At 73.2% G+C, this 14,421-nt stretch carries 16 protein-coding genes; 12 read left to right on the top strand and 4 right to left on the bottom strand.

The features are described 5' to 3' along the window. Positions 1 to 4: 4 nt before the first annotated feature. A complete protein-coding gene (locus tag EDF32_RS12005; protein WP_233565892.1) occupies positions 5 to 553 on the bottom strand; it encodes a DUF3515 family protein in 549 nt (182 codons plus the stop codon). A gap of 111 nt (positions 554 to 664) precedes the next feature. Between EDF32_RS12005 and EDF32_RS12010 the strand changes: the two genes are divergently transcribed. Beyond that, complete coding sequence (locus tag EDF32_RS12010) at positions 665 to 1,726, top strand: thiamine-phosphate kinase (RefSeq protein ID WP_123308798.1); 1,062 nt, start codon at positions 665 to 667, stop codon at positions 1,724 to 1,726. Positions 1,727 to 1,756: 30 nt separating this feature from the next. On the opposite strand, the gene EDF32_RS12015 is transcribed toward EDF32_RS12010, so the two are convergent. Both EDF32_RS12015 and rpmB read right to left on the bottom strand, forming a co-directional pair. Then, complete coding sequence (locus tag EDF32_RS12015; protein WP_123308799.1) at positions 1,757 to 2,275, bottom strand: GNAT family N-acetyltransferase; 519 nt, start codon at positions 2,273 to 2,275, stop codon at positions 1,757 to 1,759. 96 nt (positions 2,276 to 2,371) lie between these two features. Then, positions 2,372 to 2,563, bottom strand: a complete 192-nt coding sequence (rpmB, locus tag EDF32_RS12020) for a 50S ribosomal protein L28 (RefSeq protein WP_123308800.1) — start codon at positions 2,561 to 2,563, stop codon at positions 2,372 to 2,374. Between the two features lie 239 nt (positions 2,564 to 2,802). On the opposite strand from rpmB, the gene EDF32_RS12025 reads away from it, so the two are divergent. The 9 genes from EDF32_RS12025 (at position 2,803) to mutM (ending at position 11,080) form a co-directional block, all read left to right on the top strand. Then, a complete protein-coding gene (locus tag EDF32_RS12025; protein WP_123308801.1) occupies positions 2,803 to 4,539 on the top strand; it encodes a DAK2 domain-containing protein in 1,737 nt (578 codons plus the stop codon). 8 nt (positions 4,540 to 4,547) lie between these two features. Beyond that, entirely contained in the window at positions 4,548 to 6,797 is a 2,250-nt protein-coding gene (locus tag EDF32_RS12030) for an ATP-dependent DNA helicase RecG (protein WP_123308929.1), read from the top strand. Positions 6,798 to 6,826: 29 nt separating this feature from the next. Beyond that, on the top strand, positions 6,827 to 7,432 hold the full coding sequence (gene rsmD / locus EDF32_RS12035) for a 16S rRNA (guanine(966)-N(2))-methyltransferase RsmD (RefSeq protein ID WP_123308802.1): 606 nt from the start codon (positions 6,827 to 6,829) through the stop codon (positions 7,430 to 7,432). Positions 7,433 to 7,437: 5 nt separating this feature from the next. Then, positions 7,438 to 8,001: a pantetheine-phosphate adenylyltransferase gene (gene coaD / locus EDF32_RS12040; protein ID WP_123308930.1), complete on the top strand. Its 564-nt coding sequence runs from the start codon at positions 7,438 to 7,440 to the stop codon at positions 7,999 to 8,001. Continuing rightward, a complete protein-coding gene (locus EDF32_RS12045) occupies positions 7,998 to 8,519 on the top strand; it encodes an ATP synthase F0 subunit B (RefSeq protein ID WP_123308803.1) in 522 nt (173 codons plus the stop codon). Before coaD ends, EDF32_RS12045 begins: the two co-directional genes overlap by 4 nt. Positions 8,520 to 8,645: 126 nt before the next feature. Then, complete coding sequence (locus tag EDF32_RS12050; protein ID WP_123308804.1) at positions 8,646 to 9,233, top strand: DUF177 domain-containing protein; 588 nt, start codon at positions 8,646 to 8,648, stop codon at positions 9,231 to 9,233. Positions 9,234 to 9,235: 2 nt separating this feature from the next. Continuing rightward, positions 9,236 to 9,430 carry a 50S ribosomal protein L32 gene (gene rpmF, locus EDF32_RS12055; protein ID WP_123308805.1) on the top strand — a complete coding sequence of 65 codons (195 nt, stop codon included), beginning with the start codon at positions 9,236 to 9,238 and terminating at the stop codon, positions 9,428 to 9,430. A 5-nt stretch (positions 9,431 to 9,435) separates the two neighbouring features. Continuing rightward, complete coding sequence (gene rnc, locus EDF32_RS12060) at positions 9,436 to 10,137, top strand: ribonuclease III (RefSeq protein ID WP_123308806.1); 702 nt, start codon at positions 9,436 to 9,438, stop codon at positions 10,135 to 10,137. After that, positions 10,130 to 11,080, top strand: a complete 951-nt coding sequence (gene mutM / locus EDF32_RS12065; protein ID WP_123308807.1) for a bifunctional DNA-formamidopyrimidine glycosylase/DNA-(apurinic or apyrimidinic site) lyase — start codon at positions 10,130 to 10,132, stop codon at positions 11,078 to 11,080. Before rnc ends, mutM begins: the two co-directional genes overlap by 8 nt. Positions 11,081 to 11,299: 219 nt before the next feature. Here the strand turns inward: mutM and EDF32_RS12070 are convergent, their stop codons facing one another. Next, a complete protein-coding gene (locus tag EDF32_RS12070; RefSeq protein WP_148061600.1) occupies positions 11,300 to 11,890 on the bottom strand; it encodes a hypothetical protein in 591 nt (196 codons plus the stop codon). A gap of 127 nt (positions 11,891 to 12,017) precedes the next feature. Between EDF32_RS12070 and EDF32_RS12075 the strand changes: the two genes are divergently transcribed. Further along, the gene (locus EDF32_RS12075; RefSeq protein WP_123308809.1) at positions 12,018 to 13,226 is read left to right on the top strand and encodes an adenine-specific methyltransferase EcoRI family protein; all 1,209 of its coding nucleotides are present in this window, start codon (positions 12,018 to 12,020) and stop codon (positions 13,224 to 13,226) included. Next, the gene (locus EDF32_RS12080; protein ID WP_123308810.1) at positions 13,223 to 14,389 is read left to right on the top strand and encodes a DUF262 domain-containing protein; all 1,167 of its coding nucleotides are present in this window, start codon (positions 13,223 to 13,225) and stop codon (positions 14,387 to 14,389) included. The genes EDF32_RS12075 and EDF32_RS12080 overlap by 4 nt, the downstream gene beginning before the upstream one ends. Positions 14,390 to 14,421 lie beyond the last annotated feature (32 nt).

Genomic DNA, 14,421 nt, shown 5'->3' on the forward strand with positions numbered 1-14,421 from the left:
CGGGTCAGGAGGCAGGCGTCGGCACGTCGTCCAGCCCCACGCACCGGTGCTTCTGCGGAATCTTGCTGACGGGGCCGTTGAGGTCGCCGATGAACGCGGTCGAGTGGTCCTTGCGGACGGTCGGCGGCACCTTGACCTCGACGGCCGGGTCGCGGCCGTAGGTGACGAACGTCCAGGTTCCCTCGGCGTCGGGCGAGGCGAGCCAGTCGACGTCGGCGTCCGCGCCGGGCACGGTCGTGCAGGGCTCCGACGCCGTCGGGCCGGGCGGGGCCACGCCGCAGCGCAGGGTGACCGCGGCGCCCGGCTCGCCCCACGCGGTCGTCGCCTGGCTGTCGGTCTTGGTCTGGTGCAGGCCGTCCACGACGTCCGGCAGCGCGAGGACCACGTCCGCGCAGACCGGGTTCGCGGCGTCGTCGGCCACCGGCACGCCGATCGTCGGGGTGCACCCGGCGGCGAGGCCCGCGGTGGCCAGCACGAGCGCGGCCGCGCGTGCTCCCCACGCGTGGCGGTGGCGCCGCGGGCGGGCGGGGGGTCGGGCGGTCGGAGCGTGCACGCTCCCACGGTAGCCGCCCGACGGGGCCGTCCCGGACGTCTCTGCCCGCCGTCGCCCGCGGGAGAACGGGAGCGTGCCGGGCGGTGTGACCGGGATGACTAGGGTGGCGGCGTGAACGTATCCCGGACGGTCTCCGAGACGACGGAGGACGAGCTGCTCGCGACGATCTTCCCCCTGCTTCCCCGGTCGGCGGCGACAGAGCTCGGCCCCGGCGACGACGCCGCGGTCGTCCGTGCCCCGGACGGCCGGTTCGTGGTGACGACCGACGTCCTCGTCGAGGACCGGCACTTTCGCCGCCGGTGGTCGACGGGGTACGACGTCGGCTGGCGTGCCGCGGTGCAGAACCTCGCCGACGTCGCGGCGATGGGCGCCTGCCCGACGTCGCTGGTCGTCTCGCTCGTGGTGCCGGGCGACCTCGAGGTCGCGTGGGTCGCCGGCCTCGCGCGCGGCCTCGCGGCGGCGTGCGTGCCCTGGGGGGCGGGCGTCGTCGGCGGTGACCTCTCCGGCGGGGACGGCGTCGTCGTCGCGGTCACCGCGCACGGCGACCTCGAGGGGCGTGCGCCGGTGCGGCGCTCCGGAGCCCGCGCGGGGGACGTCGTCGCGTACGCGGGGACCCGGGGACTGTCGGCCGCGGGCCTCGCGCTGGCCGGCATGGGCCGGGCCGACCTGGGCGCGGACGACGACGTGGCGCGCGCCGCGCAGGGTCCGGAGACCGCCGCGTACCTCAGGCCGCGCTCGCCGCTGGGCGCCGGTGCGGCCGCCGCCCGCGCGGGCGCCACCGCGATGCTCGACGTCTCCGACGGCCTGCTGCGCGACGCCGGACGGGTCGCCCGGGCGAGCGGCGTGCGGATCGACCTGTGGCGCGACGCGTTCGCCGCCGACGCCGCGGCGCTCGAGGACGCGGCCCGGGTGGTCGCCGCCCAGGACGCGGGCGGTCCCTTCGCCCGCCTCGGGGTGGACGCGTGGCGCGGCTACGCCGACGCCTGGGTCCTGACCGGCGGCGAGGACCACGGCCTGCTCGCTACGTTCCCGGCGGGCGCGGCGGCGCCCGGGCCGTTCCGCGTCGTCGGGCAGGTGCTGGCCCCGGGCGAGGCTGCGGTGCGCGGCTCCGTCACCGTCGACGGGCGGGACCCGGGGACGCCGGGCACGGGCTGGGACCACTTCGGCGGGTGAGCGGGTCGCGCCGGCGCGGTCGGGCGCGCGTCAGTCGCGACGGAACCGGCGCTGGGTGAGGTCCCGGCCGCCGATCTCCTCGCGCTTCTCGACGCCGTCGGCCGCGAAGCCGTGGCGCCGGTAGAAGTGCTGGGCCCGCTCGTTGTCGGCGATCGCCCAGAGCGTCACGGCGGAGCCGTCGGTCCCGCTGCCGACGACGGTGCGCATCAGGTCGCGGGCGACGCCGCGTCCCCAGGCCTCAGGGTCGAGGTAGATCGCGTAGATCTCGCGGTCGCCCGGCTCGGCGTCCTCGTCGCGGCTCGGGCCCACCGTCACGAAGCCCAGCGTCCGGCCGTCGCCGACCGCGACCCACGTGGAGCTCGGGTGCCGGTCGCCGAGGAACTCGGCGAAGATCTCGGTGCGCTGCTCGACGTCGAGGGACGCGAGGAACTCGTCGGCGACGATGCCGGCGTAGGCCACCCGCCACGACGCCACGTTGACCGCAGCGATCGCGCGGGCGTCCTGGGAACCCGCGCGCCGGATCGAGACCTCGGCGTACTCGTCGTCCATGGGCCGATCCTCCCACCTGTCGTGCGCTGCGACCAGGGAAGACAACAAGAGCCCGCCGGGCGACCGGCGGGCTCTCGTCGAGGTTCGGGGTAAGGCTCAGGCCTGGCGCGTGACCTTGCCGGCCTTCAGGCACGAGGTGCACACGTTGACGCGCTTCGGCGACCCGGCCACCACGGCGCGCACGCGCTGGATGTTCGGGTTCCAGCGGCGCTTCGTGCGGATGTGCGAGTGCGAGATGCTGTGCCCGAAGCTGGGGCCCTTGCCACAGACGTCGCAGTTGGCAGCCACGGTTTCTCCTGATCGTCATGCACGTCACGCGGCACAGGAGGCAGCGTCGACGTCGTCGAATGGTCTGGGGGGGTGGCCCGAGGCGTACCCAGGCAACCTGAACAGACTAGCGGATGAGCTGCGCGCACTCAAGTCGCGCCCCGCGGGCCGGCGTACGGCCGCCGGTTGCCGTCCTCGGGGCGCCCGGAGCACTACCGTGGCCACGGACCTGGTACGCGAGCACACGGGAGGACTCGGACGTGGACGCTGACCTGTCCCTCGACGCCGGTGCCGGGCCGCGCGCCGCCGGCGTCGCGGTGGCCGGGCCCGCGGAGGACGCGCTGCGCGCCTGGGTGGCGTCCGCCCGCGCGGACCTCCTGGCTGTGCGCGAGCGGGTCGACGCGCTCAACGTCTTCCCGGTCGCGGACTCCGACACCGGCACGAACCTCTACCTGACCTTCGCCCGCGGGGCCCAGGAGGTCGACGGCGTGGTGCGGGGGGCAGGAGCGGGAGACGTCGCCGCCGCGCTCGTGCGGGGGACCCTGCTGGGCGCGCGAGGCAACTCGGGCGCGATCCTCGCCGAGTACCTGCGCGGTCTCGCGCGCGCGGTCGCCGAGGACGAGCCGGCCACCGTGGACGGCGCGGCAGCTCCCGACGGCGCGGGGGGCCTCGACGTCGGGCGGCTCGTCGACGCCTTCGCCGCAGCGGCGCGGGGCGCGCGGGGCGCGGTGCAGGACCCGGTCGCGGGCACGGTGCTGTCCGCGGCGGACGCGGCGGCGCGCGGCGCACGGGAGGTGCTCGCCGCCGGTGCGCACGTGCCGCGGGCGGTCGACGTCACGGCGGGGGCGCTGCGCGCGGCCCAGGAGGAGACGGCCCGCAGCACCGGCAAGCTCGATGTGCTGCGCCGCTCGGGGGTGCTCGACGCGGGCGCGCTCGGGCTGTGCGTCGTGCTCGCCGCGCTGCACCGCGTGCTCGGGGGAGAGGTGTCGGAGGCGGACGGCATGCTCGGCTCCGTGGGTGGCGTACGGGTGGGCACGGGCAACGGGACGGCGACTGGCACGGCGGACGCGCAGGCGTGCGTCGTCGTCCCGCACGCGGCAGCGCCCGAGGAGGCCGCGGGCGGCGAGTTCGAGGTGATGTTCGTGCTCCGCGCGCCCGCGCCGGTGGACGACGACGTCGCGCGGGGGCTGCGGGCCGACCTCGCGGCGCTCGGCGACTCCGTGGTGGTCACCGGCGGCGCCGGCACCTGGCAGGCGCACGTGCACACCGACGAGCCGGCGCGCGCGGTGGCCGCGGGCCGGCGGCGCGCCCGGACGGTGCGCGGTGCGGTGCGCCAGGCCGGGGTGCGCTCGGTGCTCGGTGGCGACGCGCACGCGGCGGGGCAGTCGCGGACGGGGATCGTGGTCGTCACGTCCGCGCCCGGGCTCGCGCCGGAGTACGCCCGCGCGGGGGCGGTGGTCCTCGTGCTGGAGCCCGGCGCGGTCGCGGAGCCCGACGACGTCGCGCGCGCCGTCGTCGACGCGCGGGCGGGCCAGGTGCTCGTCCTGCCCGGCCGTGCCCTCGGCGCGCAGGGGTTCGGGGCACGCCTCGCGGCGCTGGTGGACGGCGAACCGCTGGTGCGCGGGCGCGTGGACGTGCTGGACGCGCCGACGGACCTGCACGCCGTCGCGGCGCTCGCGGCCCTGCAGACGAGCGGGGACGGCCCGGAGGGCCCCGACGCCACCGCGGTGATGCGGGTCGCGGCGGCCGCCGTCCGCGCCGGCGCGGCGGACCTGCGCGGCGTGCCGCCGCACCGCCTCGCGGGCCGGCTGCGCGCGCTGGTCGCGGACGTCGTCGGGCCCTCGACCGAGGTCGTGACCGTGCTCCGCGGGCGCCGCGTGCCTGGCCGGGCCGACACGCTCGTGGAGGACGCCGTCGGCGAGACCGCGCCGGGGGCCGAGGTCGTCGTCATCGCCTCGGGCCGGGACGACGCGGGCGTCGAGGTGGGTGCGGAGTGATCGACCGGATGCACGAGCCGCTCGCGAAGGTGCTGGGGGCGCGGTCGGCGGCGCCGCTCGCCGCGCTCGGGGCCGAGGACGTCGGCGGCCTGCTCGCCCACTACCCGCGCCGCTACGGCGACCCGGGGGCGGTGAGCGACCTCGCCCGGCTGGCCGTGGGGGAGCACGTGACCGTCGTGGCGCGCGTGGCCCGGGCGACCGTGCGGAAGATGCACTCGCGCGGCGGGGCGCTGCTGCAGGCGGTGGTCACCGACGGCCGCCACGACCTGTCCCTGACGTTCTTCGCGAAGAGCCCCGGTGTGCTGCGCCACCACGAGGACCGGCTCAAGCCCGGCCGCATGGGCCTGTTCACGGGCGTCGTCGGCCAGTACCGGGGCGAGCGCCAGCTCACCCACCCGGACTACCTGATCATCGGCGTCGACGCCGAGGACGAGGAGTCGGCGCTGCTCGAGGCGAGCCGGCCCATCCCGATCTACCCGGCGAGCGCCAAGACCCCCAGCTGGCGCGTCCAGCGTGCCGTCCGCACCGTGCTCGACCCGCTGGCCGAGGCGGACGTCCCCGACCCGCTGCCGGAGGCGGTCCGCGAGCGCCGCGGCTTCGGGAGCCGGCTGGCGGCGTTGCGCGACGTGCACGAGCCGTTCGACGAGGCCCAGTGGCGTCGCGGCCGGGAACGGCTGCGCTACGAGGAGGCCTTCGTGCTCCAGGTCGCGCTCGCCCAGCGCCGGGCCCGCGCCGCGCAGGAGGAGGCCACGGCGCGGCCTCCCGTCGCGGGCGGCCTGCTCGAGGGCTTCGACGCCGACCTGCCGTTCACCCTCACCCGCGGCCAGGTCGCCGTCGGGCAGGAGATCGCCGTCGAGATCGCGCAGCCCCGGCCGATGCAGCGGCTGCTGCAGGGCGAGGTCGGCTCGGGCAAGACCGTGGTGGCGCTGCGCGCGATGCTGCAGGTCGTCGACGCCGGCGGGCAGGCGGCGCTGCTGGCACCGACCGAGGTGCTCGCCGCCCAGCACGCCCGCACCCTGCGCGCGCTGCTGGGCGACCGGGCCGCCGGCGGCATGCTCGGCGGCGCGGAGCAGGCCACGCGGGTCGCGCTGCTGACCGGCTCGGCGGGCGCCGCCGCCCGCAAGGAAGCCCTGCTGGACGCGGCGAGCGGGGCCGCCGGGATCGTCGTGGGGACACACGCGCTGCTCAGCGAGAACGTGCAGTTCGCCGACCTCGGGCTCGTCGTCGTCGACGAGCAGCACCGGTTCGGCGTCGAGCAGCGCGACGCGCTGCGGGCCAAGGCCCGCACGACGCCCCACCTGCTCGTCATGACGGCGACGCCGATCCCGCGCACGGTCGCCATGACCGTGTTCGGCGACCTCGAGACGTCGACCCTCGCGGAGATCCCCGCGGGGCGCTCGCCGATCTCCACGGTGGTGGTGCCCGCCGGGAAGCAGGCCTGGATGGCGCGGGTGTGGCAGCGCGTGCGCGAGGAGGTCGACGCCGGGCACCGCGCCTATGTCGTGTGTGCCCGCATCGAGCCCGACCCGCCGGACGCGGGCGGGCGGGCGGGGGCGAGCGGGGCGTCGTCGGGCGAGACCTCCGACGGGGCGGACCTGCTCGACCTGGCCGAGGCGGGCGACGGGCCCGGCGCGGACCGCCCGCCGCTGCGGGCCGTCCTGGAGGTCGCCGAGGAGCTCGCGGGCGCACCGGCGCTGGCGGGCGTGCGGGTCGGCGTGCTGCACGGGCGCCTGGCGCCCGCCGAGAAGGACGCCGCGATGGCCGCGTTCGCGTCGGGCGAGGCGCCGGTGCTCGTCTCCACGACCGTCGTCGAGGTCGGCGTCGACGTCCCCGAGGCGACGGTCATGGTCGTGCTCGACGCCGACCGGTTCGGCCTCTCGCAGCTGCACCAGCTGCGCGGACGCGTCGGGCGCGGGTCCGCGCCGGGCCTGTGCCTGCTGGTGTCCGTCGCCGAGCCGGGGGCGCCGTCGGCCCGCCGGGTGGAGACGATGGCGGAGACCACCGACGGCTTCCGGCTCGCCGCGGTCGACCTGGAGCTGCGCAGCGAGGGTGACGTGCTCGGCGCGGCGCAGTCCGGGCGCGGCAGCTCGCTCCGGCTGCTGCGCGTGGTGACCGACGCCGCGGTCATCGAGGAGGCGCGCGAGGACGCCGCCGTCGTCGTCGCGGACGACCCGGACCTCGTCGCGCACCCGGCGCTCGCGGCGGAGATCGCCGACCGGCTCGACCCGGAGCGCGAGGAGTTCCTCGAACGGGCGTGAGCGGGGCGACCGGTCGTTACAGTCGGGGTATGACGAGGATCGTGGCCGGCGAGTTCGGCGGACGCACGCTGCACGTCCCGCCCCGCGGAACCCGGCCCACCAGCGACCGCGTCCGTGAGGCGATCTTCTCCCGGCTCGAGCACCACGGGGCGCTGCGGGGGGCGCGCGTGCTCGACCTCTACGCGGGCTCCGGCGCGCTCGGCCTGGAGGCCGTCAGCCGCGGTGCCGCGCACGCGACGCTCGTCGACGCCGCCCGCTCGGCGGTGGAGATGGGGCGGCGCAACGCGCGGGACATCGGGGCGCACGGCGTCGAGGTGGTGCACGAGAAGGCGGAGCGGTTCGTCGCGACGCCCCCGGTGAAGAGCTGGGACCTGGTGTTCCTCGACCCGCCGTACGACGTGCGCGACGAGACGGTCGCGTCGGTGCTCGAGCACCTGGCGACCACCCGCGCGGTCACGCGCGACACGCTCGTCGTGGTCGAGCGGGCCACGCGCAGCGCCGAACCGGTCTGGCCCGCGGGCTGGGAGCCCGACACGAGCAAGGCGTACGGCGAGACGACGGTGCACTACGCGTTCGCCGGCGTCGCGGACGGCGGGGACCACGACCGGGCCGTCGGGCGCGCTGTACTACGGTGACCGACGTGACCACCGCCGTCTGCCCGGGATCGTTCGACCCCATCACGCTGGGCCACCTCGACGTCGTGCGCCGGGCGCGCGCCGTCGTCGGCGACGTCGTCCTCGGGGTGGCGCGCAACGCCGCCAAGGCCCCGCTGCTCGACGTCGGGGAGCGGGTCTCGCTCGCCCGGGCCGCGCTCGACGGCGCGGGTCTGGGGGACGTGCGGGTCGCCGTCGTCCCCGGCCTGCTCGTCGACTTCTGCCGCGACGTCGGGGCGGGCGTCGTCGTCAAGGGACTGCGCGGCGGCGCGGACTTCGACGCGGAGCTGCCGATGGCGCTGATGAACCGGCACCTGAGCGGGCTGGAGACGGTGTTCGTCGCGGGCGACGCGGACCTGGCGCACGTCGCGTCGTCGCTCGTCAAGGACGTCGCGCGGCACGGCGGCCCGGTGGACGACCTCGTGCCGCCGGGGGTGGGTGACGCCGTGCGCGCCGCGCTCGCCCGGCGCGCCGCCGCCGGCCAGCAGGACGACGCACAGCACGACGACGCACAGCAGGACGAACCACGGACGGAGGGAGACCGGGCATGAGCGAGCAGCAGCACGGGGACCAGGGACGGAGCACGCGTCCGCCGGCGGCGACGCCGCTCGACGACCTGAGGCACGTCGTCGAGACGGCACGGACCGTGCCGATGTCCTCCTCCGTCCGCGTCAACCGCGCCGAGGTGCTCGAGCTCGTGGACCGGGTACGGGGGACGATGCCGGACCAGCTGGCCCAGGCGGACGACGCCCTCGCCGAGGCGCGGCGCGCCCTCGACGGCGCCAGGGCGCAGGCGGACGAGATCCTCGCGACCGCGCGGACCCGTGCCTACGAGCTCGTCCAGCGCGAGCAGGTCGTCGCCCAGGCGGAGGCGCGCGCGCACGAGATCGTCGACGCCGCGCAGCGCTCCGCCGACGAGCTGCGGTCCGACGCCGACGACTACTGCGACCGGGCGCTCGCCCACTTCGAGGGCGACCTCGGCAAGCTGCTCGCGCAGGTGCAGGCAGGACGGGCGCGGATCGCGGAGCGCAGCGGCCCGCGGCCCGGCCCGCGACCGGACGGGCTGTGACGAGCCTCTCGTTCGTCGCGACCTCCGTGATCGCGTAGGATTGATCTTTGGTCATCGCGCCGATCGCCCCGTCGGGCTGATCGCGCCGACCGCACCGACACCCGTTCACCGACGCTGGGATTCCCTGTGGAGCGCCACCAGACCCTCGACCCGAGGTCGCCTCTCGTGCTGGACACGCACGAGCTGGGCCGACGCCCGGGCTCGATGCGTGCCCTGGAGCGCACCGTCGCGGCCCCGGCAGATCTCGGGACCGCTGTCATCGGCATCCCCGAGGGTGCCGAGCTCGCGCTCGACCTGCGCCTCGAGGCCGTCATGGAGGGCGTGCTCGTCTCGGGCACGGTCACCGGCACCGCGACCGGCGAGTGCGGCCGGTGCCTCGACCCGGTCGAGGTCGAGGTCGTCGCCGACGTCCAGGAGCTGTTCGCCTACCCGGAGCGCGCCGGGGCGGCCGAGGACTCGGGGGACGAGGACGAGGAGGTCTCCGAGCTGGAGGACGACCTCGCCGACCTGGAGCCCTCGCTTCGGGATGCGGTCGTCATTGGACTACCATTCCAACCGTTGTGCTCGCCGGACTGCCCCGGCCTCTGCTCCGAGTGCGGGGCCAGGCTGGCCGACGACCCCGAGCACACCCATGATGTGGTCGACCCTCGCTGGTCGGCGCTAGAGAGCATGTTCGATCCGACGAACGTGTCCGACGAGACGAAAGAGAGCTAGCCGTGGCTGTTCCGAAGCGCAAGATGTCGCGCAGCAACACCCGTGCGCGTCGTTCGCAGTGGAAGACGTCCGCCGCGACCCTCGCCACCTGCCCGCAGTGCAAGGGCAACAAGCTGTCGCACGCCGCGTGCCCCACCTGCGGCACCTACAAGGGCCGCCAGTACAGCGAGGCGCTGCGCGCCGAGCACGCGGGCTGAGTCCCGTGGCGCCGGTCGCGACCGGTCTTCTCGAGAAGCTCGGGGTCCATCTGGACCCCGAGCTTCTCGTGCTCGCCCTGACGCACCGCTCGTTCGCCCACGAGGCGGGCGGGATCCCGACCAACGAGCGCCTCGAGTTCCTCGGGGACTCGGTGCTCGGCCTGGTCGTCACCGAGGAGCTCTACCGCTCCCACCCGGAGCTGTCCGAGGGCGACCTCGCCAAGATGCGCGCCGCGACGGTCTCGCAGCGCTCGCTCGCCCTGGTGGCACGGCGGCTGGGCCTCGGGCGGTACATCCTCCTCGGCAAGGGCGAGATCGGGACCAAGGGTTATGAGAAGGACTCGATCCTCTCGGACACGGTCGAGGCGCTCCTCGGCGCCGTCCACCTGACGCACGGCATCGAGGTCGCCCGCGAGCTCGTGCTGCGCCTCGTCGGGCCGACGATGCTCGCGGCGGCCGACCTCGGCGCCGGTCTCGACTGGAAGACCTCGCTCCAGGAGGCCGCCGCCGTGCGCGGTCTCGGCGCGCCCGTGTACCGGGTGGAGGCGGAGGGTCCGGACCACGCGCGGACGTTCACCGCGCGGGCCGAGCTGGACGGCGTCGTGCGGGGCGAGGGCACGGGGACCGCGAAGAAGCACGCCGAGCAGGCCGCGGCCGAGCAGGCCTATCGCGCGCTCACGGACGAGGACGCGCCCGCGGGTGCCTGAGCTCCCCGAGGTCGAGACCGTCCGCGACGGGCTGGCCCGGCACGTGCTCGGCCGGACCGTCACCGACATCCGGGTGCTGCGCGACTACTCGGTACGCGCGCACGCCGGGGGCCCGGGCGGGCTGGCGGACGAGCTCGTCGGGCGCACCCTCGACGCCGCCGTGCGCCGCGGCAAGTTCCTCTGGCTGCTGCTCGGAGAACCGGGCGGCGGCGGGTCCCGGGACGCGGGCGGGGCCGGCGACGGGGCCGCCGCCGCGCTGATGGCGCACCTCGGGATGTCGGGCCAGCTGCTGGTGCGCGCGGGCGGCGCCGTCCACGGGGAGCACCCGCACCTGCGCGTCCGCCTGTCGTTGTCGGGCGCGACGCCCGGGGAGCCGGGCATCGCGCTCGACTTCGTCGACCAGCGCACCTTCGGGCACCTGTCGGTCCAGGACCTCGTGCCGACGCCCGACGGCGCCCCGGGCGGCCTGGGTGCGGACCTCGCCGCCGTGCCCGCGCCCGTCGCGCACATCGCCCGCGACCCGCTCGACCCGGCGTTCCGGGGCGAGGACGTCGCGCGGGCGCTGCGCCGTCGTCGGACGGGAGTGAAGCGGGCGCTGCTCGACCAGACCCTCGTCTCCGGGATCGGCAACATCTACGCGGACGAGGCGCTGTGGCGGGCGCGGCTGCACCACGCACGGCCGACCGACCGGATGCGCCAGGGCGACGCCGTGCGCGTGCTGGAGGCGGCCGAGGAGGTCATGCGCGAGGCGCTCGCCCAGGGCGGGACGAGCTTCGACGCGCTGTACGTGAACGTCAACGGCGCGTCGGGATACTTCTCGCGCTCGCTCGCGGTCTACGGCCAGGAGGGTGAACCGTGCCGGCGCTGCGGGACGACGATTCGGCGCGAGGCGTTCATGAACCGCTCGTCCCACTTTTGCCCGAAGTGCCAACGATTACGCTGATCCCGGGATACCGTGGACGGTCGATTGTTGCCACCACACCTCGGCCTGTAGGCGGACGCGGGTGGACGGCCTGGACACGTGAGCGTCACCAGCTGTCCAAGTCGGCGGGGCCGGATCGCGCGGAAGACGACGTTGACGTTTCCAAGCGCCGTGGCCGGATGAGGGTCGCCGTGTGGCACGGCATTGAGTTGCACAACGTCCTGGGGCTGCAACGAGCGCTCACGCTTGCGGCCATGGCCACCAGCACCGGTCGCCTCCGCGCCATGGTTCCAGGCCGGAGTTGGCGTAGCCGCTGCGCAGCGCGGCCATCGCGGCGTCCCGCTTGGGCCCGTACTCGTAGGGGCCGCCTTCCTCGCGCTGGGGCTCGGGCTGGAGGACGATGACCGTGGAATCGCGGTCGAGGCGTAGCAGGTAGACCAAATCGGCGAGGATCCGGCCGCTGAGCCGGTGATGCCGCCAGCGCGGTTCCAGCCACATCCGGTCGACGAGCACGACAGTGTCGACCCACCGCTCGGGGTAAGCCGCGATGATGTCAGCGGCCGTGGCACCGAGTGCCTCGGCGTCCGAGCTCACAGCGTCGGCGGCACCGTGAACGTCCTCGTCCAGCGCGTCCCAACCGATCCAGCCGCCGACGACGCCGAGCGCGGCCGCCGGCGTCGTCGGGGAGTCGCCGTCCACCACGACGGCAGAAAAGTCGCGCAAGAACGACGACTCGTCGTCGAGCACCCGGTCGATCCCGGTGATGCGCACCTCGAGGGCTATGTCGCTGGGGTCGAAGGGTTCCGGGTGGACGTCTCCGTCTGTCGCCATGTTGGGCAGTCTCACAGACGCGTGCACGTCCCTCCAGGTCACTGTCGGACCTCGCCGCTAGAATCGCGCCAGAGCGCGCGCCCCGGATCCGGTGGTGCACTGGACCGGGTGAACGGGGTAGGCACGCATGGCGACGGCTTCGAGGAACAGCAGCCTTCAGGCTGCCCGCGACACGAAGAACGACGAGTTCTACACCCAGTGGCCGGACATCGAGCGCGAGATAAACGCCTACCTCGAGTACGACCCGGACGTATTCCGCGGCCAGGTCATCCTCTGCCCGTGCGACGACCCCGAGTGGTCGAACTTCGCGAAATTCTTCGCCCTGCACTTCACGGACTTCGGCCTCAAGAAGCTCATCTCAACCTCGTACGCCCCGGACTCCAACCCGGCCCATTTTTCCTACGAGCCAACCTTGTTCGAACTCAACGATCCACGGTTCGATGAGACGAAGACGCACGCCAACGGTAAGAAGTTCGTGCTCGAGGCCCAGGACATCAGCGGCGACGGTGCCGTCAACATCGATGACCTGCGGTGGGAGTACCTCGAGGGCGACGGCGACTTCCGGAGTGCGGAGGTCACGGCTTTGCGCGACGAGGCCGACTTCGTCATCACCAACCCGCCGTTCAGCCTGTTCCGCCAGTTCATGACATGGGCCGTGCGGGGCGGTGTGAAATTCTCAGTGATCGGCAACAACAACGCCATCACCTACAACGAAGTATTCCCTCACATGAAGGCGAATGAACTCTGGAAGGGTGCTACAGCGAACAGCACAGACATGGTGTTCGGTGTCCCGAAAGGTGCGAAGGTCTCTGAGGCTGACCGTCTCAAGGCGGAAAAGCTTGGCTACCCCGCGGATAACGAGCGCGACTACACGCGCCTCGGGAACTCGTGCTGGTTCACGAACATCGACCATGGCCGACGCCATGAACCGCTGCAGTTGATGACGACCGCCGACAACATCAAGTTCAGTCGCCACAAGGAAGTGCGCGGCGTCGGTTACCTCGACTATGACAACTTTCCGGGCATCGAGGTGCCGTTCGTTGATGCCATCCCCAGTGATCATGACGGGATCATCGGGGTGCCGATCACCTTCCTGGACAAGTACAACCCCGACCAGTTCGAGATCCTGGGCAGCAGCGAGGGCGACTTCCCGCAGACGAAGACGTACGGACCCAAGATGCGCGTCGTTGACGGGGAGCGGATGAAGTCGAACACGGGGTCTTTCGGCTGCTTCGTGCGGGCTGACTCGTTCGGGCCCGGGACGTACTTCGACGTCGGATACCCGGTCAAGCGAATCTACAAGCGCATCTTTATCCGACGGAAGGAGGCTTCGTGAAGACAGACCTCAAGCACTACACCGTCAGCCAGGTCGTCGAGGGCTTCGTCTACAACGAACTCGAGGGCAAGGGGCTCTTTGGCCTCGCCGGTGCGCTTGTTATCCAGCCGGAGTACCAGCGAAACTATATCTACAACGACGGCAAGAAGGACGTCGCCGTAATCGACTCCCTGCTCAAGGGATACCCGCTCGGTCTCATCTACTTCAACGTCGAGGACGACGTGCTCGAGGTGCTCGACGGTCAGCAGCGGATCACGAGCTTCGGCAGATTTGTCACGGGCAAGTTCGCAATCCAAGTTGACGGCAAGGAGCAGACCTTCTCGTCCCTGTCGAAAGACCAGCAGGCGAAGATCCTCGAGACCGAGCTTGACATCTACGAGTGCGACGGGTCCGAGGTTGAAATCAAGCAGTGGTTCGAGACGATCAACATCGTCGGCGTCCCGCTCAACGATCAGGAACTACTCAACGCGATCTACTCGGGTCCATTCGTCACCGCGGCCAAGGTTGAGTTCTCCAACTCGAACAACGCGTACATGCAGAAGTGGCAGTCCTACATCAAGGGCGACCCGAAGCGGCAGGGCATCCTTGCCGTCGCGCTTGGTTGGGTGGCCTCGTCGCAGGGCAAGACCGTCGACGCCTACCTCGCTGCGCACCGCAACGACACGGCGGTTGTCGAGCTAAAGACCTATTTCACGTCGGTCATCGACTGGGTCGCCGGCGTCTTCACGCGCCCGCCGGACAAAGAGATGCGCGGGCTGGAATGGGGTCGGCTCTACGAGGAGTACCACGGACAGTCGTACAACGCCGCGACGATTGACGCGCGGATCGACGAGCTGCGCGCCGCCCCGGCGGTCCATGTGGCCAAGGGCGTGTACGAGTTCGTGCTCAGCGGCGAGACGAAGCCGCAGCTCCTCGACATCCGTCTCTTCGAGGACAAGGACAAGCGGGTGGCCTACGACCGGCAGACGAAGAAGGCCAGGGCTGCCGGGGAGTCGAACTGCCCGTTGTGCGCCCTGGGCACCGACAACAACAAGGCCAAGATCTACACGCTCAAGGAGATGGACGCCGATCACGTGACCGCCTGGTCGAAGGGCGGCGAGACAAAGCTGTCGAACCTAACGATGCTTTGCCAGACCCACAATCGTGCGAAGGGCAATCGGTAGCAGGCCGCTGTCGGGCTTGTCGGGCAGGATAC

Origin of the sequence: Cellulomonas sp. PhB143, assembly GCF_003752595.1 — a bacterium.
Lineage (GTDB): Bacteria > Actinomycetota > Actinomycetes > Actinomycetales > Cellulomonadaceae > Paraoerskovia.